14 protein-coding genes and 1 pseudogene are annotated in these 17,551 nt (G+C 41.0%); 10 read left to right on the top strand and 5 right to left on the bottom strand.

Going from position 1 to position 17,551, the window contains the following annotated elements:
- The first annotated feature begins 69 nt into the window (after window positions 1–69).
- The 4 genes and pseudogenes from J7J00_RS14120 (at window position 70) to tagH (ending at window position 4,566) form a co-directional block, all read left to right on the top strand.
- Window positions 70–1,605: a glycosyltransferase family 2 protein gene (locus J7J00_RS14120; RefSeq protein ID WP_214791420.1), complete on the top strand. Its 1,536-nt coding sequence runs from the start codon at window positions 70–72 to the stop codon at window positions 1,603–1,605.
- Window positions 1,606–1,744: 139 nt separating this feature from the next.
- Window positions 1,745–2,950, top strand: a pseudogene (locus tag J7J00_RS14115) (CDP-glycerol glycerophosphotransferase family protein); the annotation flags it as partial.
- Window positions 2,951–2,953: 3 nt separating this feature from the next.
- The gene (locus J7J00_RS14110; protein ID WP_214791416.1) at window positions 2,954–3,751 is read left to right on the top strand and encodes an ABC transporter permease; all 798 of its coding nucleotides are present in this window, start codon (window positions 2,954–2,956) and stop codon (window positions 3,749–3,751) included.
- 17 nt (window positions 3,752–3,768) lie between these two features.
- A complete protein-coding gene (gene tagH / locus J7J00_RS14105) occupies window positions 3,769–4,566 on the top strand; it encodes a teichoic acids export ABC transporter ATP-binding subunit TagH (RefSeq protein ID WP_214791414.1) in 798 nt (265 codons plus the stop codon).
- Window positions 4,567–4,603: 37 nt separating this feature from the next.
- Here tagH and J7J00_RS14100 read toward each other — a convergent pair whose 3' ends face one another.
- From J7J00_RS14100 to J7J00_RS14090, 3 genes are read right to left on the bottom strand one after another with little or no spacing between them, the layout of a single operon-like run.
- A complete protein-coding gene (locus J7J00_RS14100) occupies window positions 4,604–5,770 on the bottom strand; it encodes a glycosyltransferase family 4 protein (protein ID WP_214791412.1) in 1,167 nt (388 codons plus the stop codon).
- A 21-nt stretch (window positions 5,771–5,791) separates the two neighbouring features.
- A complete protein-coding gene (gene murJ, locus J7J00_RS14095; RefSeq protein WP_214791410.1) occupies window positions 5,792–7,318 on the bottom strand; it encodes a murein biosynthesis integral membrane protein MurJ in 1,527 nt (508 codons plus the stop codon).
- Between the two features lie 4 nt (window positions 7,319–7,322).
- Window positions 7,323–8,753, bottom strand: coding sequence for an O-antigen ligase family protein (locus J7J00_RS14090; protein ID WP_214791408.1), 1,431 nt, complete (start codon window positions 8,751–8,753; stop codon window positions 7,323–7,325).
- 111 nt (window positions 8,754–8,864) lie between these two features.
- Here J7J00_RS14090 and J7J00_RS14085 point away from each other — a divergent pair, with 111 nt between their 5' ends.
- The 3 genes from J7J00_RS14085 (at window position 8,865) to J7J00_RS14075 (ending at window position 11,856) form a co-directional block, all read left to right on the top strand.
- Window positions 8,865–9,608, top strand: a complete 744-nt coding sequence (locus J7J00_RS14085; protein ID WP_214791406.1) for a WecB/TagA/CpsF family glycosyltransferase — start codon at window positions 8,865–8,867, stop codon at window positions 9,606–9,608.
- A gap of 18 nt (window positions 9,609–9,626) precedes the next feature.
- Window positions 9,627–10,730, top strand: a complete 1,104-nt coding sequence (locus J7J00_RS14080) for a glycosyltransferase family 4 protein (RefSeq protein ID WP_214791405.1) — start codon at window positions 9,627–9,629, stop codon at window positions 10,728–10,730.
- 76 nt (window positions 10,731–10,806) lie between these two features.
- Window positions 10,807–11,856 (top strand): glycosyltransferase family 4 protein, encoded by a 1,050-nt coding sequence (locus J7J00_RS14075; RefSeq protein ID WP_214791403.1) that lies wholly within the window; start codon window positions 10,807–10,809, stop codon window positions 11,854–11,856.
- Between the two features lie 219 nt (window positions 11,857–12,075).
- On the opposite strand, the gene J7J00_RS14070 is transcribed toward J7J00_RS14075, so the two are convergent.
- The gene (locus J7J00_RS14070; RefSeq protein ID WP_214791401.1) at window positions 12,076–13,098 is read right to left on the bottom strand and encodes an LCP family protein; all 1,023 of its coding nucleotides are present in this window, start codon (window positions 13,096–13,098) and stop codon (window positions 12,076–12,078) included.
- Between the two features lie 178 nt (window positions 13,099–13,276).
- Complete coding sequence (locus J7J00_RS14065; RefSeq protein WP_214791399.1) at window positions 13,277–13,912, bottom strand: YigZ family protein; 636 nt, start codon at window positions 13,910–13,912, stop codon at window positions 13,277–13,279.
- 616 nt (window positions 13,913–14,528) lie between these two features.
- On the opposite strand from J7J00_RS14065, the gene J7J00_RS14060 reads away from it, so the two are divergent.
- The 3 genes from J7J00_RS14060 to J7J00_RS14050 all read left to right on the top strand — a co-directional run bounded on the left by J7J00_RS14060 (window position 14,529) and on the right by J7J00_RS14050 (window position 17,445).
- The gene (locus J7J00_RS14060) at window positions 14,529–15,671 is read left to right on the top strand and encodes a sensor histidine kinase (protein ID WP_214791397.1); all 1,143 of its coding nucleotides are present in this window, start codon (window positions 14,529–14,531) and stop codon (window positions 15,669–15,671) included.
- Between the two features lie 47 nt (window positions 15,672–15,718).
- Window positions 15,719–16,402: a response regulator gene (locus tag J7J00_RS14055; protein WP_101223770.1), complete on the top strand. Its 684-nt coding sequence runs from the start codon at window positions 15,719–15,721 to the stop codon at window positions 16,400–16,402.
- Between the two features lie 200 nt (window positions 16,403–16,602).
- Complete coding sequence (locus tag J7J00_RS14050; protein WP_214791394.1) at window positions 16,603–17,445, top strand: DegV family protein; 843 nt, start codon at window positions 16,603–16,605, stop codon at window positions 17,443–17,445.
- The last annotated feature ends 106 nt before the right edge of the window (window positions 17,446–17,551 follow it).

Raw genomic sequence — 17,551 nt, 5'->3', positions numbered from 1 at the left:
GTAACTGGTAAATTGGATCCCTGGTCGAAACACCTGTGTTACCTCTAGAAATAAAAGGAGAGGAATCGTATGAATTTCTTGGTGCGTCAAAAAGCGAGGGAACTTTTAAAGAGCAATATTCCAATAAAAAATAATCCTGTAAGCTTAAGGAATAAATTTTTAGGAAAAGGAAAAAAAGTCACTGTAGTCACTGCAGCATACAATGCTGAAAAATTCATCAGAAAAACGATTGAATCAGTGATCAATCAAACCATGGGTATAGATCAGATTGAATATATCATCATTGATGATTGTTCGACTGATGGCACAAATAAAATCATTCAAGAGTATACGGCTAAATATAAAAATATCTGTTCCGTTACCCTTCTGGAAAATAATGGATCACCTGGGACCCCGAGAAACATTGGAATAGAATTGGGAACATCCAAATATATCACTTTTTTAGACGCGGATGACTGGCTTGCCCATGATGGACTGGAAAGCCTCTATAACATACTGGAGGAAACCGGTGATGATTATGTAGTGGGCAAAACGGTAAAAGTCGAATCTGAGTCAGAGAGTGTGATCGGGGAGTTTGCTTCCATTAAAGAAAGAAGAAGCATCACCCCAATGGATGTTCCGCACTTTTTTTATCATATGGGTCCAACGGCCAGGATGATGAATCTGCATATGGTTAAAGAAAATGAAATTGGTTTTCCGAATATGAAATTCGGTGAAGATAAATGGTTTTTTACTGATGTTTTCTTTAAAGTTAGAGCTGTATCAACTACCAAAAAACCTATTTATTATGTCAATAGAACTTCGGAAAACTCATCTTCTTTAACACGTGTTACGAATATGTTAGACAAAAGAAAAGCGGATGTTGGCATAATAAAGTATATTCAATCCAAGGATATTGCCATTGAATTGAAAAGGGTGGCTCTTAACCGGATTTATGAGTACGATATTGTAAAATCGTTCGACAGTCAAACCTTTGTGAAATCCAAGAATAAAGAAGATTTTATTGAAATATTAGGGGAAGCTGTCGAAACTGCGAAAAACTTGTCATATGACTTCAAGAATGAATTTAAAGTACCTATTTATAAATTAGCACTTGAATTATTCATGGAGGATCGTATTGATGATTTCATAAAGTTGTTTGAATGGTTAAAGCGAGATTCCAATAAAAAATATCATATAAAAGATGGTTTACCTTATTATGAACTTCCATTTCTGGAAGATGAATATCGCTTTGTCAGGATACCGATGCTTGCCCGTGCACTGGATTCTTATATTATGGATAATGCCTACCACCAAAGTTTTGAGATTTATGGTGATGATATAGATAACATAGATTCTGTATTGATACGTGATAGGACAAGATTTGACAATGAAATCAATTGCGGAGTTCAAATAGAAGGTAATAGAGGCCATTTCACTGTTTCATTAGATGAAATTGATAAAATGGAAAAGTCGTTATTTACGGTGTTCATTCGCTACAATGATTATCAATTGTTGAATATTAAAAGGATCCTGAAAAATAAGATGACGTATAATAAGAAAAATGTGGAGTTTTATACAACAGTGGCAAATAATTTGGGACTGGCAATAAAGTCTTTGGAGTAGCTGTTAGAAGTACACCAAAAATAAGCTCTCCCTTCTATTGGGCGAGCTTATTTTTAATTCGATTTATTAGCATGGTTTCATTACCATTAATCAATAAAAAGGGAGATCGGATATGTCAAATGAAAAAATACAAACCTCAAAGAGACCTTCCTTTCTATCGCTAGTTAAAAATAAGGCTAAAGCAATTTTTTTAAGAGGATATAAAGTGGCTTTTGAGATGGCGGGCACAGTATTGCCGGTGGACCGGAAGCTGGTTATTTTTGAGAGCTTTTTGGGCAAGCAGTATAGCTGCAATCCCCGGGCGATTTATGAATACTTGCAGAGTCACCATCCTGAATATAAAATGTATTGGAGCGTAGATAAAAGATATACAGCTCATTTCGAAGAGGCAGGCATCCCATATCTCAATCGTTTTTCACTTAGTTGGCTGCTCAAAATGACAAGGGCCCGTTATTGGGTAACGAACAGCAGGCTACCGCTTTGGATTCCGAAGCCAAAGCACACGATCTATTTGCAAACGTGGCATGGTACTCCATTAAAGAAACTTGCGGCGGATATGAATGAAGTTCATATGCCTGGAACAACGACGGATAAATATAAAGAAAATTTCCATGCCGAATCAAGTAAATGGGATTATTTAATTTCACCGAATGCTTATTCCAGTGAAATTTTTGCCCGGGCCTTCAATGTCGATACTTCTAAAATTCTGGAAACCGGTTATCCTCGTAATGATATACTTTACAATGGGAATAATCGTGATACAATCGACTCATTGAAACAGAAGTTGGGTATACCAATAGAGAAAAGGATCGTTTTATATGCCCCGACTTGGAGGGACGATGAGTTTTATAGCAAGGGAAAATATAAGTTTGAAATAAAGCTGGATCTGGATCGAATGAAACGGGAATTGGGGGAGGAGTATGTCATTTTGCTCCGTCTTCATTATTTGGTTTCAGAGAACTTGGATTTATCGGCGTATCAAGGATTCGCCTATGATTTATCCAGTTACGAGGATATCAGTCATTTGTATCTTATTTCGGATTTATTAATAACTGATTATTCATCCGTATTCTTTGATTACGCAAATTTACAGCGTCCGATGCTTTTCTATGTATATGATATTGAAAATTACAGGGACAAGCTTCGCGGGTTTTACTTTGATTTTGAAAAGAATGCACCTGGTTTGTTAGTCAAAACATCTGATGCGGTCATTGATAGTATCAAGACGATGAAATACGAAAATACCAATGATATCAATCATTTTCACGCGCGGTTTTGTGCACTCGAGGATGGCCAGGCTTCACGCCGTGTCGTAGAAAAAGTGTTTTTAGGAAGGTCTGTGTAATTTATGAGTTCAGCTTTGACCGTTTTAAAAGAACAAATCAATAGTTTTTATTTGGTAAGGCGTTTATCTGTTTATGAAGTGAAAAGTGCCAACAGCAATAACTACCTGGGAATCCTATGGGAAGTCATCAATCCGATGATACAGATTGCAATTTATTGGTTTGTATTCGGCTTTATAATCTTAAATCGCGGTGAAAATTTCCTTCCATGGCTAATGGCAGGGATCGTTGTCTGGTTTTTTGTGAACCCTTCAATAACCCAAACGTCCAAATCCGTCTTTTCCCGACTGAATATGGTATCCAAGATGAGCTTTCCGATGAGTGTCATCCCTTCGTATGTCATCTTTGCCAAGTTGTATCAGCATTTAATGCTGCTGGGAGTCATCATCATCCTATTAGGTTTTACTGGATACCTCCCAACAGTCTATATCTTGCAACTGCCGTATTATATTGTTGCGACGGTCTTGCTGTTATTTTCGTTTGGGTTAATCACTTCAACATTATCAACCATTATTCGAGACGTTCATAATATAATCGTGTCCTTAATGAAAGTCTTGTTTTATTTAACACCAATCCTTTGGGTATTGGATGCTAAGGACCATCCTGTTCTAGTCAATATCATGAAGCTGAATCCACTATATTATATTGTGGATGGGTATCGAGCTTCATTGTTGGGGGAATCATGGTATCTAATAGAGCATTGGGAATATACGCTTTATTTCTGGGCAGTCGTTATCATCTTGTTTTTGATAGGTTCCTCGCTGCATGTCAGGTTTAGAGATCGCTTTGTTGACTTTAAGTAAACTGGAAGTGAGAAAAGTTGGAAAAATCGGTAATAGTCAAAGATATAACGAAAAAATATAAATTATATAATAAAAACTCGGAAAAATTATTGGATCTCCTTTTGCCCAAAAGCTATGGGGAAGAGTATTTCGCTCTGAGAAATGTAAGTTTTGAAGCTGAAAAGGGCGATGTAATAGGATTTGTCGGGGTCAACGGATCAGGGAAATCCACATTGTCCAATATTATTGCAGGAATTATCCCTCCCACGGACGGAAATGTCCAAACTAACGGGAAAACGGCTTTGATTGCCGTTGCATCGGGCCTGAATAATCAGTTGACGGGCAGAGAAAACATCGAACTGAAAATGCTGATGCTCGGATTTGACAAAAATCAGATCAAAGAACTTGAGCCTGAGATCATCGAGTTTTCAGAGCTTGGCAAGTTCATTGACCAACCGGTGAAATCCTATTCAAGCGGCATGAAGTCCAGGCTTGGTTTTTCCATTTCCGTGCATATTGATCCAGATATCCTGATTATTGATGAAGCCTTATCAGTCGGGGATAAAAACTTTGCTGAAAAGTGTTTGGAGAAAATGAACGAATTTAAGGAAAAAGGCAAAACGATGTTCTTTGTCAGCCATTCAATCGGTCAGATGAAGAAATTTTGCCAAAAGGCTTTATGGCTTGAATATGGAGAGTTAAAGGCATACGGTGCCATGAACGATGTAATGCCGCAATATGAAGCATTCTTAAAAGAATATAACGCCATGTCTAAACAAGAACAGAAAAAATACCGTGAAGAACAAATGAAAAGGCGTAGTTCCGCACTGGTATGAAAGTGAAAAGCAGACCCGGGCTTCGGGTCTGCTTTTTTTAGTTCAGCACTTCATCATAAGCTTTCTCAAACCGCTCGGCAGCTGAAAGGTGGGAGTATTCGCTTTCCATTTTATATCTTGCTTTCGCAGCTAACTTTGTTGCATAAGCAGTGTCTTTAAGCAGAATGGAGATGGCTTGTGCAAGTGCTTCTTTATTTTTTTCCTCCACTAACAAACCATCTTCACCATCAATGAGAATCTCCTTTAAACCTCCGATTGCGCTTGCAATGACGGGTGAGCGGCAACTCATCGCTTCTAATGCAGAAATGGAAGTTGCTTCTTCCACCCCGTGGGAATGAACACTTGGGATGAGTACGATGTCCGATGCTTCATAGAGATTATGCATTTTCTCGAACGGCACTGAACCCAGGAAAAGTACGGAATCAGATATTTGGAGCCTGGCTGCCGTTTCCTCAAGCCGGCTTCGCTGTTCTCCTGTACCTGCATAGACCAATACCGTTTCATGATGATTTTCCAGCACCTCCGGCAGAGCAAGGAGCGGGTAGATGACACCGTTCTTTTCCGTCATTCTTCTCGGAACGAGAAGCACCTTTTTATGTAGGGGTATTTGAAAGTCCCGGCGAGTTTGCTCCCGCTTTGCCATTTCCGGTTTGAAAGCAGACACGTCAATGAAGTTCTTGATCGTATCCGCCTCTATATGTGCTAAATGATTTATATAGTCTTTGATCCTTTGATCGACCGTCACCACTTTTGCGGCTGACTGATAAGCTTTTCTTTCCAGCTCCCGAATGATCAAATCTTCTTCACTATCCGGAAGTAGGGCGCCCCTGCTGACGGCCTCGAATGAATAATACCCATGGACGGTTTGCACCGTTGGTATACCGGATTCGATGGAGGCGAGCGTTGCGAAAATGTCTTGAGCATTTATGACATCATAGTTCTTTTTCAAGGCTTTAATAGATGAAGCCAATAATTTTTGGCGTTGACGGTCATTGAAAAGCTGGCCGCTCCCCTGTTTTACCTTATTTAATAAAAATCCTGGAGCCTGGGCGAGCATCTTCCTCTTGAAAGGTGGTAATTGAGTGAAAGATAATATGTCCACATTATGGCCCCGCGACATTAAACCCTTTTTTAACGTAGTGATATGGCTCGATAGCCCTCCTTCATGAGGGTAGTTGAAAATCGTCGTGATTAAAATGTTCATAATGGCACTCCTTCTAATGTATTACTTTGATGATCTGATCCTTTTCATCGCTTGCAGGCTGCTTACTTTAAAAAGAATGGATAATGCGAGATATAATCCGAATACCAGCAGCGAGATGATCACTAATTCCATGATGATGGGCAACGTCATGGTAAGCGGATGGATCCAGAGAGCGAGTCCGTAAATGATGATTCCGATGATGGCAAGCTTGCTGCTTTCCTGAAAAACATCCCTGAAAGCTGCCTTGTCCGTTCTTTCTGTCTTTAGCCATAGGTAGCCGAAAAGGTAGAGAGATTGCAGGAGCATGGAAATGCCCGATGCTAAAGCAATTCCGCCGACGCCGAGATAACGTGATAGGACCCAGCTGAGCAGGACGTTAAGTAATACGGCAATCACGCAGGAATACATGGCCACTTTCGTTTTCTTCAAGGCGTAGAAGGCATTCATCAGATAATCCCGCAGTGCAAAGAACGGGAGGCAAGCGGAATAAAAGATGAATACCTTATAAGTCACCTCGGTTGCTGAAGCATCGAAGGCCCCGTGTTGGAAAGCCAGAGTGATTAAGCTGTTTCCGCTGATTAACATGACGACCATGAACGGAATCGCTAAAAATAATAGCGATTTCAATCCCTTTAAGGTCAAATTAAGGAAAGATTGGTAGCCTATAAGTGCGCGCTCGACGATTGAAGGATACAATACGGTAATCAGCGGTGTGAGGACAATGCTTAATGGCAGCCACAGCAGGCGATTTGCATAGTTCAGTGCAGATACGCTCCCTGTTTCAAGCGAAGTCGCAATAATCCGATCCACGACACTATTCAACTGGATCGCCAAAGCGGCGATGATGATTGGATAAAAGGTGTACAGTGTTTGAACGATCTGCCTTTTATGAGGCAGGAAGGCGACGATGGGCCGGATTCCGTATTTCTTCAATGATGGGTATTGAATAAGGAACTGGCTTGCTGCACCGAATACAAACCCCCAAGCCAATCCTTCAATCCCAAACGGAGCAGCGAACAATACAGTGGCTGCAATAATGACCGTGTTTTGTGCAGTTGAAGTGAGTGCCGGCAGAATAAAACGCTTATTCGCATTCAGGACCCCCGTCGCCATGTATGAAAGCGTGAAAAATAGTAAACTTGGCAGCATGATCCGGGTCAGTGACTCCGTCAGGGCAAGCTCGGAATCAGAGAAACCCGGGGCTGTCAACATGACGAGCGGCTTTATGAAAATCATGCAGGCAATGGTCAGGACTCCGGCTACCAGCATAAAGAAAGAGCCTAAAACACTGATGAATTCATCAGCTTTCAATGGATTGTCCGCTTTCTTTTCCAAGTAAATAGGAATAACGCCGGCCTGAAGACCGCTGCCGAGAGCCGTAAAAAGAATGGTTGGTATGAGGCTTGCCACGAAAAAAACATCTGCCATTGATGATGCCCCGAAATAGGCGGCTATGATCGATTCCCGCCCAAAACCGAGGACTTTTCCAATGGCTGCAATAATGGTGACGAGCCCGACCGATTTAATGACATGTGAAAGAGTAGGCATATTTTCAATCCTTTAAAATGATGTCCTTCTGTAAACAGATTCCCAAACAACTATAAAATATCAGCGTAAACGTTTTATCTTCGAGAATATTGTAGAAAAGTCCTGCTAATAATGCGGCCAACATCAGGCAGATGGTGAACGCTGCTAAAGTGCCATTTCCCGATTTTAGGATTTTACGGCAGGTGAAAAAGATGAATACAAGAACTGCAAGAAATCCCAGTACACCAGTTTGGACCAGAATCTGGATATATTGATTATCGGTATACATCCTTTCACCAATTTGGTATTCCTGATAGATTGGTGAGGAATAGGAAAGCGTGGCCGAATCTCCGAAGGTTGCTAGCCCGGTACCGATTATCGGGTGATCTGTGAAAATTTCAATTCCTTTGATTAGGACATATAACCGGCCCCATTCCGTACTTTGATGCAGAGTTTTATCAGAGAACATTTCTGAAAAACGATTGGAAAGGGCATGTTCGTGTTCAGGAGAGGGGGTGCTGCCAATTACCACATTTTCCATGGGAATCGATGCGGATACCTCCACTTTACTTGATGCAAATAAAACTGGGTAATAAATAAGAAGCAGGCCGAGACAAAATGCTCCTACAGCATATTTGAGAAAGGGTTTATTTCTAGTCCATATCATAAAGACAAGCGCCGAGAACCCGAATGCAATCATCGTGCCCCGTGAATAGGTAAGCAGTAACGTTCCGGAAAGCAGGATGGCTGCCAGGAAGACGATCCATTTATATTTTTTCAGCGACTGAAATAGAAAAAAACTAAGGAATAACTGGATGCTTAAGAATAAGGCAAATACATTAGGATTGGCAGGTGCTCCATAAATCCTCATCCGGTTTGTTGGAGAAAGATTCCACATTTCCCATGCATGGGGAAGCAGGACCGTACGTGAAAAGATTTTCTCCACCATGCCATGCAGGCAAAGTAAGATTGTAAATATTAGGATTACCTTTAAAAAGCGAAAGATATCCTTTCTTTCTAGATTTAATTCACCGATAATGTAAAGAAGCAAGAATGTAATAAGCAATGCACGGAGTTCAAATAGGATGGGGAGGATTCCCACTCCGGTAATGAGTGCAGCCCCGGCACCAATTAAACAGAACAACAAAAATGGCGAAGTAAAATGATATTTCGAAAATTGCCATTCGTTCTTTTTGAATCTTTCAATAAGTAAAGAAATGAATAAGGTGAGGATGATCAGGTCACCTGTATAGGTTAAGCCGCTATTCAGTTCCATCAATAAGGGACGGGCAGGGAAATAAATGAATAGAATTAATAACAGGTTTTTTTTATTTATACCGATAAAAATGAGCATCAGCGCCGTTGCTATGTAACCGGCGATAGGGTGAGGCACTGCCGATGGGACGAGCAGGCACAGAAATAGAATGGGTAACGATTGCTTTTCTATAAACTTCAATTGATTAACCACCTTTGAATCAAAAATCACGTTCTATGATGTGTATGAAAAAATTTCTTGAATAATACCCCACCCTTTAGATGTATAGTACATATGAAAGGCTGAAGTGAAATGACAGAAAAGTTTGTTGAGATACTATCCATACCATTCATTGATAGCAATATGGATGAATTCATGAATGGAATGATCTATCCAAGATTGATGAATCAGAAAAAAACGTTTATCGTTACGGCAAATCCGGAAATAGTTGAGTATGCAAATGAACATCAGGATTATAAAGACATCATTATATCGGCTGATTACATCACTCCGGATGGCGTTGGTATTATTATGGCCTCTAAATGGCTAAATCAACCTTTACAAGAGCGGATTACTGGATTCGACTTGATGAATGAATTATTTCGGGTCGCTGATGAAAAAGCGCTGAAGGTATACCTGCTTGGAGCGGAGGAAAACGTGATTGAAGCTGCGGCCCTGAAAGTAAAAGAATCATACCCGGGTCTCGAGTTGGTGGGATACAACCATGGTTACATTGATATAAAGGATGATACCCTGCCTAAGTCGATAGCAGAACTTGAACCTGACATCATTTTGACTGCATTAGGGTTCCCTAGGCAGGAAAAATGGGTTTCCAAGCACTATGGGCTATTCAATAAGGGGTTATTCATGGGAGTTGGGGGAAGCTTTGATGTCCTTGCGGGAAAGGTGAACCGCGCCCCGGTTTTCTGGCAAAAGATGCGTCTTGAATGGTTGTACCGACTGATCCAGCAACCTTCGCGGTGGAAACGGATGCTTGCGCTGCCAAGATTCGTTTTAAAGGTTAAGCGGTTAAGGAAAGCGGTGCAGCGTTCCTGAACATAAGGAGTGGACTGGATGAGGATCTTGCACTTAAACGCTGGGAATGAAACTGGCGGCGGAATGTTTCATATTATGTCCTTACTGAACCAATTTAATAAAGAGGAGTGTTTGCTTGGTGTATTTGAAGATGGTGAACTTTACCGGCGGGCCATGTCTTCCGGGATACAAACCGAACTTTTCAAGCAACATTCCAAATATGACCTTTCAATTTTGAAACCTTTACGGGACTTTATCCGTCTAAATAATATAGACATCATCCATACACATGGTCCGCGGGCGAATATATATGGTGCCTTTATAAAGCGCCTCATTAAATGCCCTTGGCTTCTTACTGTTCACAGTTCACCCCATCATGACTTTTTGGGGCAGGGTGTAAAAGGAAAATTGTTTACGGGCCTTCATGTAAGGTCATTTCAATATGCCGATCATATACTGGCAGTTTCCGACCGCTTTAAGCAGGACTTGATTGACCAAGGAATCCATTCGTCAAAAATAACAAAGATCCTAAACGGAATAGACTTTGAAAAGGAATTGCCTTTCCCGTTTCAAAGAGAAGACTTCGGGTTTGGAAAGGATGATTTCATCGTCATCATGCCTGCAAGGCTTGAATCGGTGAAAGGTCATGAATTTGCTTTAGCGGCATTAAGTGAAGTGGTATCGGAATTCCCGCATGTAAAGCTATTGCTTGCAGGGGACGGGAGCAGGAGATCCGCTCTGGAAGAGATGGTCTCGGAAAAGGGATTATCCGATCATGTGCACTTTTTAGGGTATCGTGAAGATTTAGAACGAATCTACCCGTTAGGGGACATCACATTATTGACTTCATTAAGCGAAAGTTTTCCACTGGTTTTACTTGAAGGAGCAAGGTCGGGTCTTCCGGCAATCACAAGTGATGTCGGAGGTGTACAGGAATTGATTCCCGATCGGAGCAAGGGCTGGATAACGGGTATCGGCAATGTCGAACAGCTGAAATTGGCCATCTGCAATGCTATAGAATTAAAAAAATCCGGGGACCTGACAAAGATAGGGTCGGATTTACAAAAATTTGCAAAAAACAACTTTTCTATAGAGATTTTAGCCAAAAACGTATATAATGTTTATTTGAGGATGAAAAATTAAAATAAGCATTTATATATAGGTTTTCATATAGATCGATACGGGTATTAGATTTTTAGTGGAATTGAGGTGGTTCTTGATGTTAATAGGGGCCTTGTTGATAGCCTTTTTATTATCCATTTTTTTGACTCCTTTTGTCGGAAAGCTGGCCTTTAAATTAGGAGCTACCGATAAACCGAATGAGCGAAAAGTGCATAGTAAAATTATGCCGCGCATGGGCGGTTTAGCTATATTTTTAAGTTTTTTCATTACCTTCTTACTTTTCATGAATGACTTTCGGGAGCAGTTGCCCCTTCTGGTGGGAGCCCTTGTCATCATTTTGATTGGGATGGCTGATGATATTTTTGAATTAAGAGCTGCACCCAAATTCCTGGGCCAGGTTTTGGCGGCCCTCATTATCGTATTATGGGGCGGTCTTGAAGTGGAATTCATCAATTTGCCGTTCTTTACCGATACACTTGAATTTGGTGTTTTAAGTATACCGATCACAATTTTGTGGATCGTCAGCATCATTAATGCAATCAACCTAATAGACGGACTGGATGGCCTTGCAGGCGGTGTCTCAACGATCGCGTTAGTGACAATTGCAACCATGGCCCTTATTAAAGGGGACCTATTTGTTGCTATGGTCGCATTGATCGTGATTGGAAGCACTCTTGGCTTTTTGAAATATAACTTTCATCCGGCAAAGATTTTCATGGGAGATACAGGTGCATTATTCTTAGGTTACATCATTGCCGTTCTATCCCTGCTAGGGTTTAAAAACGTTACGATGATTTCATTGATCGTACCGATCATCATTTTGGGTGTTCCCATTTCGGATACATTTTTCGCGATTATCCGCAGGGTCGTCAATAAACAGCCGATCTCTGCTGCTGATAAATCCCATTTACATCACTGTTTGATAAACTTGGGTTTCACTCATAAGCAGACTGTCTTGCTCATTTACGCTTTAGCTGCTTGCTTTGGCTTAGCGGCCATAATCTTTTCATTTGCAACGATGTGGGGAGCTTTGATCCTTGTGACGGGACTCCTGCTGATCATAGAGATTTTCGTGGAGAAAATTGGTTTGGTCAATTCAAACTATCAGCCGTTGCTCAAGATGCTCAACTTTAAAAACAAGCCATGATTGTTTTGGAAATAGATTACTAGATTAGCCAATTTTGCTAGTGTATAAATAAAAAGCCACCAATCGTTTAAAGCAACGGTTGGTGGCTTTTTTTGCTGTATTGAGTGTGGATCATTTAAGGCTGTATGCGAAGCATGTCATTTCATATAAGGTAAGCTATATGGAGACGAACGCTTCAAAAAAGGAAACCCCCACTCATGAGTGAGTGGGGGTTTCACTTTATTCTTGTATTTGTGATTGAGCGGCTTCGGTTTGATTGCCTTCATTCGGTCCCAGGTTCAAGTGGGATTGAAGCAACAGCTTAGTGTTCGCTACTGATGTATCGTTCAGCTGATAATAATAGGTTCCGTTAATGGTAGAATCTTGACCTTCAAGTTTGATGGTTTCAAGATTGAGTCCTTTATCGGTAGTTACATATTTTATGAAACCTCTCATTTGTGAGAATTTAAGGTTCGTTGTCATATTGTCACCGACAGCTTCCATTACGTCTGTATATTTCGTCAGTGATCCAGCAGAGGTTGCTTTGGCAATGATGGCTTTTAGGACTTCCTGCTGACGCTCACCGCGTTGGATATCACTGTCCTTTTTACGTGTCCGTGCAAACGCTAATGCTTCTTCACCATCAACGGTCTGTAATCCTTCTTCGAGATGGACGGCATTCTTTTTGTCATGTGAATCGATTTCATTTATTTCATAAGGGACGTCGACTTCGATACCATCCAATGAATCTACGACATCGATGAAAGCATTAAAGTTCATGCGAACATAATAATCGACAGGGATATCGAATAACTCCTCTACGGTGTCCATCGTCGCTTTTGGTCCGCCGGCTGCGTGGGCCGCGTTGATTTTTGTGGTTACGCCTTTGGCTGGCACGTACACATAGGAATCACGTGGAATGCTTAATAGTTTGATAGATTTTTGATCTTTATTGAATGTGGCCAGAATTAAAGCATCCGAGCGGGAATTTCCTTTTAAGTCACGGTCCTTACTATCATCGATTCCTATGAAAAGGATCGAGAAATTATCTTCGAGCGGGTCGATCGCTTCACTTCGCTTTGCTGATGCTTCAACAGGGTCATAAGAATCACTGAATACATTCTGGGCTTTCATATACAGGGTTGCAGCATACGTAGAAGCTCCCAGACCAAGTACCAGCAGGGGAACAAGCAATAACCAAAGCCTCTTTCGCCTTTTTTTCTTTGTTTTTTTAATTTTATAAACACGCCTAGTAGTAGACATCTTTTTCTTCTCCTTTTAAATAACGAACATCAGACATATATCGCTATTTTTCGAATCCTGCAGTTTATATTTCGTCATATATTACACCTAATTTTACAATGATTTAATAATTTCGTAAAATAAATATTTCTTTTCAATTATATTACAGCATAAAAAAGGAAAAATATGCAGGAGTTTATCAGGCGAATTCCTCTTCCAAATAAAGCATTTCTTCCTCAATGATATGGCCTCGGCCATTTGTCAGCTCTGTAATCCAAGCGGTATATGTCTCTTTTTGTGTTTCCTCAACATATACAAGGATATTGACCTGATCAAGGTACTGAATTTCCTTTATTTGATAAATGGAAGATCGCAATTCGTTTTCCAATTTTCCAAGCCAGGTATAGTCGACGGTTGTCGAAATGACCCGCATTAGTTTTCTTACGACCACACCAGTGGTATTTATTCCTTCTGAAGTCGCTTTGCTGTAAGCGCGAATGAGACCGCCAGCACCAAGTTTGATGCCGCCAAAATATCGTGTGACAACAACAGCGGTGTCTTTCAGTTCTTTTTTCTTAAGCACTTCCAGGATAGGGACGCCTGCCGTTCCGCTCGGTTCCCCATCATCGAGGGCTTTTTGGATTTGATTTTGTTCCCCGATCATATAAGCGGAACAATTATGTGTAGCATCTTTGTGCTTTTTCTTGATTTCCTGGATAAAGGCCTGTGCGGCATCTTCGGTTTCAACTCGGGCGATGTGGGAAATAAAACGGGATTTTTCAATGACGATTTCATGTTCGCCGCGACCTACCACCGTTAAATATTGAGTGAGCATAACTATTCCACCTTCGTACTTCCTATTAGTTGATTTATTATAAGGCTTTGCAGAAAAAGTGGCAATGACGATTCATTTACATACCGCATGTGTAAAGAAACTTTAATATAAGAAAAAGCTGTACGTGTTATAATTAATTTCATTGCCTGTTATTGTTATTAGCTGGTCTATATGCTTAAAAGAATAACATTGTAGGAAAAACATGAGTTCTGTGCCATTATCCTGGCTTTACTTTAACGCGTCCTCTCATTTCAGGGATTTTGCCATTTAATAAATGCATCTATTTCATATGATAATCAATGGAGCGGAATATCCCATTTGATTGAAAGGGATATTTTGTATTAGGATAATAGAAATGGCTTTCGGCCTTTAATAGGCAGACTTAATGGCCGGGAATATGAGATGTATAGTAAAAAGGTACATTTTATGGAAATCGCAAAAGGGAATTAACGTATTTTTAATCATTTTTTGGTACAATATGTTCATGAAGGTTACTTCATACAAAAGTTACCTGAAATTTAACCATTCATGAAAAAGGAAAAGAACTTTTTTCCATATACATAGTCTTTAAGACAATAAATTGTTTAAGTCTTTTGATTTAAGTGGAGGGATCTTAATGTCCATAAAAAAGGTTGATGCTAAAGCATTGGACAAGATCTTAGAAACAATGGTGAGCACTGTTAGTGAGAGTAAGGATGAAGTCTTTGATATCGGCGAACAATGCCGAAAGGATTTCGAGTCATTATCAAAAGAGCTTGATGATGTGAAAATCAGGGTTGCCATTGTGATAACCGACAGCGATGCATTGGATGCAAAAGCCAGGTTTGCCCGAAAAAGGCTTTCAGAAGTCAGTATGCACTTCAACCATTTTTCTGAAGAACAGGTGCGCGATGCTTATGAAAGGGCACATAAGCTGCAAGTCGATTTACAAATTAACCGGCAATTGGAGAAAGAGCTCCGTAATCGCCGGGATGAGCTTGAGTTAAGGCTAAGAGGTCTACAGCAGACGATCGATAAAGCGGTGCATCTCGTTTCGCAAATATCGGTAGTGCAGAATTATTTGACACAGGATCTTAAATTTGTAGGGGAAGCCCTTCAAGAAGCGAAACGCAAACAGGACTTCGGCCTGAAAATAATCGAAGCCCAGGAGCAGGAACGTAAAAAGCTCTCACGTGAGATTCATGATGGTCCTGCGCAAATGCTGGCAAACGTCATGATGCGCTCAGACTTGATAGAACGAGTGCAACGGGAGAGAGGTCCTGATGAAGCGTTAGTGGAAATCCGCAGTTTAAAGGTCATGGTAAGGAATGCTTTATATGAAGTGCGCAGGATCATCTATGACCTTCGTCCTATGGCGCTTGATGATTTAGGCATTGTACCTACCCTCAGAAAGTACCTGCAAACGACCGAAGACTATAATAATGGCGTGAATCTGAATTTCGTCAACCTTGGACAGGTCAAAAGGCTTCCTTCCGATATGGAGGTCGCTTTATTCAGGCTGGTTCAAGAGGCTGTACAAAATTCATTGAAGCATGCGGACCCAAAACAGATTCAAGTTAAACTGTCCATTTCCAAGGAGATGGTGACCGTCGTCGTCAAAGATGATGGAAAGGGGTTTGACTCTTCGATTCAGAAAGAAGGTTCATTTGGCTTGGTAGGAATGAGGGAAAGAGTCGAGCTGCTGGAAGGTGAAATGACGATCGATTCACAACCGGGGGCAGGCACTTTGGTATTTATACAAGTTCCCTACCATTTATAAATTATAGAGAATAAGCATATTAAATAGAAACTAGGAGGAAGAAGCCGTTGAAGACTAGTATCATCATTATCGATGACCATCAGCTTTTCCGTGAAGGCGTAAAGCGCATATTAGATTTTGAATCATCCTTTGATGTTGTTGCCGAGGGTGATGACGGAAGCGAAGCTATGGACCTCGTTGAAACACATAAACCTGATGTTGTTATCATGGATATCAACATGCCGAACATGAATGGGGTCGAAGCAACAAAAATGCTCGTGAACCGTTATCCTGAAACAAAAGTCATCATCCTTTCCATTCATGATGATGAAAACTACGTGCAGCACGCATTGAAAACAGGAGCACAAGGTTATCTTTTGAAAGAAATGGACGCAGATGCGTTGATTGATGCTGTGCGTGTAGTCGCTGAAGGCGGCTCATACCTTCATCCGAAGGTGACCCATAATTTAGTTAAAGAATATCGCCGCTTAGCAGCTGAAGAGGGTGCTGATCGTGATTCCGTACATACGATAGAAATCAGGAGGCCGCTACATCTATTGACTCGACGCGAATGTGAAGTGCTTCAACTTCTAGCGGACGGGAAAAGCAACCGGGCCATCGGCGAAACTCTATATATCAGTGAAAAAACAGTCAAGAACCATGTGAGTAACATTCTTCAGAAGATGAATGTGAATGACCGTACACAAGCGGTTGTCCTAGCTATTAAAAATGGCTGGGTGGAAGTGAAGTAATTAAAACGTTCGATAAGTCCGGCTCTTCAGATACCGCAATGCGTGCTGAAGGGCTGGATTTTTTTTGAATGGATGACTCGATTCAAATTCTTGGTTTCATATTTTTGGTAATGCAGAAGGCTATTTAATGCAAATAAGGGCATTTTCAGATAAAATGGTGAATATGATACAGAGTAAATTTTTATAAGGATGGTACTATTATGAAAACCGCAGTCGTAACAGATAGCACTGCATATATACCTAAGGAAATACGTGATCGTTTACATATACATATGATGCCGCTTAATGTCATTTTTACCAATGAAGCTTACCGGGAGGAAGTTGATATAACTGCGGATGAGTTTTATGAGGAAGTAAAGATGCAGGAGAAATTGCCGACCACTTCACAGCCTCCAATCGGGAAGTTTGTCGAGAAGTTCGAGGAACTGCAAAAAGAATATGATGATGTTATTTCCATTCATTTATCGAGCGGCATCAGCGGAACGTATCAAGGAGCGGTATCTGCAGGTGAAATGGTCGAAGGAATTAGGGTTCATGCCTTTGATTCGGAAATCAGCTGCATGGTACAGGGGTTTTACGTGATCGAGGCGGCAAAAATGGCACTTGATGGTAAAGGTGCAGAGGAAATCATGGCAAGGCTCGAAGAAATGAAACCATCGGTAAGGGCCTACTTCATGGCAGATGACCTATCCCATCTGCAGCGCGGCGGCCGCTTAAGCAGTGCCCAAGCATTGATTGGCAGTCTGCTTCAAGTGAAGCCTGTCCTCCATTTTGTTGATAAAGTCATCGTCCCGTTCGAAAAAATCCGTACAAGAAAAAAAGCGATGAAACGGATTGCCGACTTACTTGGGGAAGACGCGGCAAGCGGCGAGAAATATAAAGCCGTCATCATTCATGCAAAACGGGAAAGTGAAGCTAAAGACTGGAAAGCAGAACTTGAAGCCCGGTTCCCAAATGTCGAGTTCGACATCAGCTACTTCGGTCCAGTAATCGGAACGCATCTGGGCGAAGGGTCAATGGGGATGGGCTGGTATAAAATATAAGCTGTGACGCCTTTACTAAGTGTAAGGCGTTTTTTTATGGAGCAAAAAAGGAAACTGGGAGTAAAAAGCGAATGATAAGAAGGAGTGTAATTTATCAAGAAATGGA

This window comes from Bacillus sp. ISL-4 (genome assembly GCF_018613275.1).
GTDB classification, from domain to species: Bacteria; Bacillota; Bacilli; order Bacillales; family DSM-1321; genus Peribacillus; species Peribacillus simplex_E.
Note: the sequence above shows the minus strand (reverse complement) of the source record. Positions and strands in the feature narration are given on the sequence as shown.

Bases quoted from the DNA above. Each gene is read 5' to 3' on its own strand.
- J7J00_RS14100 (WP_214791412.1), bottom strand. From the start codon at position 5,770: ATGAACATTTTAATCACGACGATTTTCAACTACCCTCATGAAGGAGGG.
- J7J00_RS14080 (WP_214791405.1), top strand. From the start codon at position 9,627: ATGAGGATCTTGCACTTAAACGCTGGGAATGAAACTGGCGGCGGAATG.
- J7J00_RS14065 (WP_214791399.1), bottom strand. From the start codon at position 13,912: ATGCTCACTCAATATTTAACGGTGGTAGGTCGCGGCGAACATGAAATC.
- J7J00_RS14075 (WP_214791403.1), top strand. From the start codon at position 10,807: ATGTTAATAGGGGCCTTGTTGATAGCCTTTTTATTATCCATTTTTTTG.
- J7J00_RS14070 (WP_214791401.1), bottom strand. From the start codon at position 13,098: ATGTCTACTACTAGGCGTGTTTATAAAATTAAAAAAACAAAGAAAAAA.
- J7J00_RS14120 (WP_214791420.1), top strand. From the start codon at position 70: ATGAATTTCTTGGTGCGTCAAAAAGCGAGGGAACTTTTAAAGAGCAAT.
- murJ (WP_214791410.1), bottom strand. From the start codon at position 7,318: ATGCCTACTCTTTCACATGTCATTAAATCGGTCGGGCTCGTCACCATT.
- J7J00_RS14110 (WP_214791416.1), top strand. From the start codon at position 2,954: ATGAGTTCAGCTTTGACCGTTTTAAAAGAACAAATCAATAGTTTTTAT.
- J7J00_RS14060 (WP_214791397.1), top strand. From the start codon at position 14,529: ATGTCCATAAAAAAGGTTGATGCTAAAGCATTGGACAAGATCTTAGAA.
- J7J00_RS14085 (WP_214791406.1), top strand. From the start codon at position 8,865: ATGACAGAAAAGTTTGTTGAGATACTATCCATACCATTCATTGATAGC.
- J7J00_RS14050 (WP_214791394.1), top strand. From the start codon at position 16,603: ATGAAAACCGCAGTCGTAACAGATAGCACTGCATATATACCTAAGGAA.